Annotated in this window: 1 protein-coding gene; it reads left to right on the forward strand. The window is 60.8% G+C overall.

The window, feature by feature from the left end; all coding sequences use genetic code 11:
- A partial coding sequence (locus RR842_RS14630) for a flavocytochrome c (RefSeq protein WP_332730302.1) occupies nucleotides 1-1,460 on the forward strand: 1,460 nt, incomplete at its 5' end.
- Between the last annotated feature and the right edge of the window lie 56 nt (nucleotides 1,461-1,516).

A 1,516-nucleotide genomic window follows, 5' to 3' on the forward strand; every position in this document is an offset into this window, starting at 1 on the left:
CAAGCGCGGTTACGACGTCGGGTACGGGACTTCCTGAAGCATGGGACGAGGAGTGCGACGTTGTTGTTGTCGGTTCGGGCTATGCGGGGCTTTCCGCAGCATACGAGGCCTCGAAGGCAGGCGCCGATACGATGATCGTCGAGAAGATGTCGACGATCGGAGGGAATTCGGCAATCGCAGACGGCGACTTCGCTGTGTGCATGTCTTCAGCACAGAAAGCCAAAGGCATCGAGGACTCGGTCGATAAATACGTTGCCGATATGATGACCGCAGGTTTGGGTCTCAACGACGAGGCGAAGTGCCGCGTGCTTGCCGAGAAATCGAACGATACGTGGGAGTGGACTCGCAGCGAGCTCGGCGTCGAATGGGATGTCGATGAAAAAGGCGAGGTCAACGTGATTCCCTACGGCGGACACAACACGGTTCGCACCATCCATCCGGCCCTTGGCCACGGCTCCGCCATGACGGTGCCCCTGACCAGCAAGCTTGACGAGATGGGTGTGCCTATGAAGACGAACCGCATGGTGGTGAAGTTCTTCCGCGACGAGACGGGCCGTGTCATGGGCATTCAGGTGAACGAGAAGGCGAAGGGGAACGATCCTGCCACGGGCGATCCGCGGTACATCAAGGCAAACAAGGGCGTCGTGCTTGCGAGCGGAGGCTTCGGCAAGGACGTTGCTTGGCGCATGCAGCACGATCCGCACCTCGACGATACTGTCGATTGCACCAATCAGGACGGCGCGACTGCCGAGGCGTTGGCGGCGGCTATGAAGGCGGGCGCGCTCGCGGTTCATCTTGATTGGATACAGCTCGGTCCCTGGTGCAGCCCTGACGAGACCGGATACGGAAAGGGTCCGAGCTACATCGATGCAAACGTCGCGTACGGAATGAGCATCGATCCTCAAACGGGCAAGCGCATCGTCAGCGAGCTTGCCGACAGGCGCGTGTACTCGAACGCCATCGTCGAGAACGGGGTGCCGCTGCTGCAGATCGTCGACGAGCAGAACATTCCCAAGTGGAATTTCGAAGCCAATCTGCAGCCTGCGATCGATGCTGGCATTACGAAGAAACTCGCCACCATCGACGAGGTCATTGCCGCCTACAGTCTGCCCGACGAGTTCAAGGCGCAGTTCGCGCGCTACAACGGCTACGTCGAGTCGGGTGTTGACGAGGAGTTCGGCAAGATGATCCCCAAGGATGCCAAACCCCTGGGGGCCGGCCCTTACTACATTACGCGCATTTGGCCGAAGGTACACCACACCATGGGCGGCGTGAAGACCAACATGGATGCCCAGGTGCTCGATGTCGACCTGAAGCCGATCCCTGGTTTCTACGCTGCGGGCGAAGCGACTGGCGGCGTGCACGGAGCTTGCCGCTTGGGCTCGTGCGCGACGGCCGACTGCCTGGTGAATGGTCGTCTTGCCGGCCAGATGGCTGCCAAAGACAGCGCGGCCCAGTAGGGCCTGCCGCAAGATACCCTTCGATCTCACGGACGAAGCAGGGCCGATGCGCTCCC

It is taken from the genome of Gordonibacter sp. (assembly GCF_036667095.1).
Classification (GTDB): domain Bacteria; phylum Actinomycetota; class Coriobacteriia; order Coriobacteriales; family Eggerthellaceae; genus Gordonibacter.